Here is a 4,606-nt window from a genome sequence, read left to right as displayed (position 1 = left end):
ACCCGAGCACCGTCTCGCTGGACGCCCAGACGACCCGCTTGATCCCGGCCGCCCGCGCGGCGGCGAACACGTTGTACGTGGCGGCGGAGTTGTTCGCGAACGTGGTGGCGTTCGACATCAGCCCGGGGGCCGGGACCGCCGCCAGGTGCACGACCGCGTCGACGCCGCCCGCGTGCTCGTCGGCGCCCCCGGTGAACGCCTCCACCACCTGCCCGTAGTCGGTCAGGTCGACCAGGAGGAACTCCCCGTCCACGTCGCGGGGGTCGCGGCCGCCGGCGCGGTCCACCGCCAGCACGTCGACACCCGCGGCCCGTAGGTGGGCGACGACGGCGCGGCCGAGCTTGCCGGTGGCACCGGTGACGACGACACGCCTGGGCAGTGCGGAGATGCTCATGACCACATCTTCGCCGCCGTCAGCGGCAGCCGGGCACCGGGGTGGGATCGGCCCGCCGCGCCGCGATCGCGATCCGAGCGCGATCGGGTGGGCAGGTGCGTAACGTGCAGGGGTAAACGTTGTCGCGAAGAGGAGACTTCATGTCCAAGCCACCGCTTCCCGAGGCCGCGGTCGCCATGCTGCAGAAGCCGAACCCGGCCGTCATGACCACGCTTCGCAACGGTGGTCAGCCGGTGTCCGCCGCCACCTGGTACCTGTGGGAGGACGGCCGGATCCTGGTGAACATGGACGAGAGCCGCCGCCGGTTGGAGCACGTCCGCAACGACCCCCGGGTGTCCCTCACCGTGCTGGACGAGGCTGGTTGGTACACCCACGTCAGCATCATCGGGCACGTCGCCGAACTGCGCCCTGACGAGGGCCTGGCGGACATCGACCGGTTGTCGAAGCACTACACGGGCAACGCGTACCCACGGCGGGAACGCGCCCGGGTCAGCGCCCTGATCGAGATCGACCGCTGGCACGGTTGGGGAGCGCAGAAGGACAACAACCAGGTCGGCTGACCGTTGCCGTCCGCCCTGTCGCCTCGACGGCTGCCGTCGGGGCGACGGGGCGCCGGCCGTCAGGGCGTCAGGGCGGGGGCGGACCGGGCGCCGACGCGGGTCACCAGGTAGCCGAAGGCCGCCGCGGTGAAGAACATGACGATGCCGTAGACGGCTCCCGGGATCGCCATCTGGGTGCTGTTGAGCAGCGCCGGGCTGAGCGCGATCGTGATGGCCAGGGTGCTGTTGTGGATGCCGATCTCGAAGCCGGCGGCCGTCGCGGCGCTCCGGTCGACGCCGGCGAGGCGCGGTACCCCGTACCCGATGGCGAGGCTGAGCAGGTTGAACGCGAGCACGGCCAGGCCGACCGAGACGAAGTAGTCGGCGATGTTCTCCCGCTCGCCGAGCACCGCGCCGGCGATCACGCCGATGAGCACGACGACGGACAGGATCCGGACCGGGCGGTTCAGGCGTTCGGCGACGTGCGGCACCCGGGCCCGGATCAGCATGCCGATCGCCACCGGGACGAGCACGATGGCGAACACCTGGAGCACCTTGTCGAACTGCAGGCCGATGCTCCGCCCGTCGGGCAGGAAGTACGCCGCCGACAGGTTGACCAGGATCGGCAGGGTGACCACGGCGAGCACCGAGTTGATGGCGGTCAGGGTGATGTTCAGGGCCACGTGCCCGCCGAACAGGTGGCTGTAGAGGTTGGCGGTGGTGCCGCCCGGTGACGCGGCGAGCAGCATCATGCCGACGGCCAGTTCGGGTGCCAGGTCGAACGCGAGGACGAGGCAGAAGCAGAGCGCCGGCAGCACGAGCACCTGGCAGACCAGGGCGATGACGGCGGCTCGCGGGTGCTGAGCCACCCGGCGGAAGTCCGCCATGGTCAGTCCGAGACCCAGACCGAGCATGATGATGCCGAGGGCGACGGGTAGTCCGATCAGTGTCAGGGCGGAGTCCATGGCACAACATCGTTACCACCGGGTAACGCGTTCACAATCCCCCGTGCGGACGGACGCCTCTTGACCGCAGACGGTGACCGGCTTAACTTCATCAATCAGATAAGTCTCTTAACTAATTCTGCTTGATGTCTCGTGGAGTGTGCCGATGCGACCATTCCGTCACCGCCGTCTCACCGCCGTCGTCGCTCTGACGACCCTTCTGGTCACCGCCGCCCCACCGACCGCCGCGAACGCGGGCGCCAAACCTGAACGCGCCGGCTACCACCGGGTCGGCTACTTCACCCAGTGGGGCATCTACGGCCGGGCCTTCCCGGTCAAGAAGCTCGAAACCTCCGGGGCGGCGAGCCGCCTCACCCACCTCAACTACGCCTTCGGCAACGTCAGCGAGGACGGTCGCTGCTACGTCGACGGTGGGCCGGGTGAGGGCGACGCCTGGGCCGACTACCAGCGCCCCGTCCCGGCCGAGGAGAGCGTCGACGGTGTCGCGGACGCCCCGGGCCAGGCGCTCAACGGCAACTTCGGCCAACTCGCCAAGCTGAAGGCCAAGCACCCCAAGCTGAAGGTGCTGATCTCGCTGGGCGGCTGGAGCTGGTCGACGTACTTCTCGAACGCGGCCCGCACCGACGCGTCCCGCAAGGCGTTCGTCACGTCCTGCATCGACCTCTACCTCAAGGGCAACCTGCCGGGCACCACCGCCGGTGCCGGGGCCGGCGTCTTCGACGGCATCGACCTCGACTGGGAGTGGCCCGGCTCGGACGGTGAGCCCGGCAACGTCATCCGCCCGGAGGACCGGGAGAACTTCACCAAGCTGCTCGCGGAGTTCCGCCGGCAGCTCGACGGGTACGGGCGCACGACCCGCGCGCACCACCCGCTGACCGCGTTCCTGCCGGCCAGCCCGGCCACCATGGACGCCGGCTACGAGGGCCGCAAGATCTTCAAGTACCTGGACTTCGCGACCGTGCAGGGGTACGACTTCCACGGCGGCTGGGACGCACGGGCCAACCAGCAGTCGGCGCTACGCGTCCCGGCGGGTGCCCCGGACAACCCGGACTTCTCCGTCGAGGTCGCCATCGACGGGTGGATCGCCCGTGGGGCGCCGCGCGACAAGCTCGTGCTCGGCATCCCGTACTACGGTCGCGGCTGGACCGGCATCACCGGCGGCGGCAACGGTCTGTTCCAGCCGGCCACCGGGCCCGCGCCGGCCACCTTCGAGGCCGGGTACGAGGACTACAAGAACCTCAAGACCCTGGTCGGTAACGGCTACACCGTGCACCGCGACCTGCGCGCCGGACACGCCTGGCTGTTCGACGGTACGACGTTGTGGACGTACGACGATCCGGCGGTCGTGTTGCAGAAGACGCTCTACATCCGACGGGCCGGCCTGGCCGGCGCGATGATCTGGTCGCTCGACGGCGACGACGACAACGCCACGCTGACCAAGACGATCGGCCTCGGTCTGACGACCTGGTAGCCGTACCCGATCCACCCGGCCCGCCGCCGGCCGACTCCTCGGCTGGCGGCGGGCCGGCGGCGAACCGCCACTGCGTCACGCCGTCGGGCTGCTGTTACCCGACGTGCCGAGGTGGATGTCGACGTCCGCGGCCCCGGTCATCTGGTCGTACGCCCTGGTCTTGAGCCGGTTGGTCTGCAGCTCGCCGTCGAGCAGTGCCGCCCGCAGAGCCTCCGCGTCCGTGATCTCCTTGCTGGTGATCGCGTCCGCCGCGGTCGTCGCACCCTGCACGACCTCCAGGTGAGTGCCGTCGGTGGGCATCAGCTCGGCCCACTTGGCAAGGCAGTAGACCCGCTCCGGCACCTCCTGGCACTCGCCGGTCAGGTCGGGCATCTCGTCGCCGGTGCCGAGGTGACTGGTGCGGAACGCGCCCAGATCGTCGACGAAGGCGGCCAGTTGCTCCTCCACCGCCGGCGCGAGCCGGGTCGCCACCGCCTTGCCGAAGATCCACCGCAGCGCGGCAAGCTCCATACCGGCCCGCACCGGGAGGTAGAGCTTGGCCCAGCTGGCGTTGAGGAAGTCACTCGGGTCGCGCTCGGGGGCACGGGCGTCACCGGCCGACCACCAGCCGGGGTACGACACGAACGAGGCGCGCTCCCAGTCGAAGACGCGGTGCCAGAAGTCGATCTCCCACGCCTCGTCCCGCACACTGGCCGGGAAGTGCGCCTCGACGATCTGCGAGACCATCTCGTTGACCGGTGAGTAGCCGCCGCGCAGCCGCGCCTCGAACTCGTCCCCGGCCTCCTCGGCCGCCGCCAGCGCCGCGCCGCGCGTGTCCTGCCAGGCTTGCAGATCCGTGAGATAGCCAGCCACCAGCGCGTTGTAGGCGGCGTCGTCGGCATTCTGGTCGACCAGCGTCGGGGTACGCCGGAACGTGGCGGCGAGCTGCACGTCGGCGCCGGGGCCGGCGAGCCAGCTGGCCGCGCCGACGTGGATGCGTACCCGCAGTGCCGGCTGACCGTTGACGTCGGTGACCACCGGAACGCCGACCACCCGAGCCGCGATGCCCGACGGCGGCCGGCGGGTGATCAGGTTGAGGCTCTGCCGAATGCTCTCGATGTCGCCGTCCCACTCCCACCCGCTGTCGAAGGTGACGTCGATGTTGATGTACCAGTGGGTGCTCGTCTCCACGACGGAGTAGTACACGTGTGCGGCGAGTGCGGCGCCTGCCTGGCCGGTCCGGTCCCAGTTGTCGCGT

At 70.1% G+C, this 4,606-nt stretch carries 4 protein-coding genes and 1 pseudogene; 2 read left to right on the top strand and 3 right to left on the bottom strand.

Features of this window, described 5'->3' with window-relative positions:
* Window positions 1-394, bottom strand: a 394-nt coding sequence (locus ABZ749_RS29825) for an NAD(P)-dependent oxidoreductase (RefSeq protein WP_357233630.1), incomplete at its 3' end; no start/stop codon positions are given.
* Between the two features lie 140 nt (window positions 395-534).
* Here ABZ749_RS29825 and ABZ749_RS29820 point away from each other — a divergent pair.
* Window positions 535-954 (top strand): PPOX class F420-dependent oxidoreductase, encoded by a 420-nt coding sequence (locus tag ABZ749_RS29820; protein WP_196926210.1) that lies wholly within the window; start codon window positions 535-537, stop codon window positions 952-954.
* A gap of 59 nt (window positions 955-1,013) precedes the next feature.
* On the opposite strand, the gene ABZ749_RS29815 is transcribed toward ABZ749_RS29820, so the two are convergent.
* Entirely contained in the window at window positions 1,014-1,898 is an 885-nt protein-coding gene (locus tag ABZ749_RS29815) for a bile acid:sodium symporter family protein (RefSeq protein ID WP_357233628.1), read from the bottom strand.
* Between the two features lie 145 nt (window positions 1,899-2,043).
* Between ABZ749_RS29815 and ABZ749_RS29810 the strand changes: the two genes are divergently transcribed.
* On the top strand, window positions 2,044-3,369 hold the full coding sequence (locus ABZ749_RS29810) for a glycoside hydrolase family 18 protein (protein ID WP_357233626.1): 1,326 nt from the start codon (window positions 2,044-2,046) through the stop codon (window positions 3,367-3,369).
* Between the two features lie 75 nt (window positions 3,370-3,444).
* On the opposite strand, the pseudogene ABZ749_RS29805 reads toward ABZ749_RS29810, so the two are convergent.
* Window positions 3,445-4,606, bottom strand: a pseudogene (locus ABZ749_RS29805) (hypothetical protein); the annotation flags it as partial.

Source organism: Micromonospora sp. NPDC047753 (assembly GCF_040642735.1).
GTDB lineage: Bacteria > Actinomycetota > Actinomycetes > Mycobacteriales > Micromonosporaceae > Micromonospora.
This window is presented reverse-complemented; position numbering and strand designations above follow the sequence as displayed.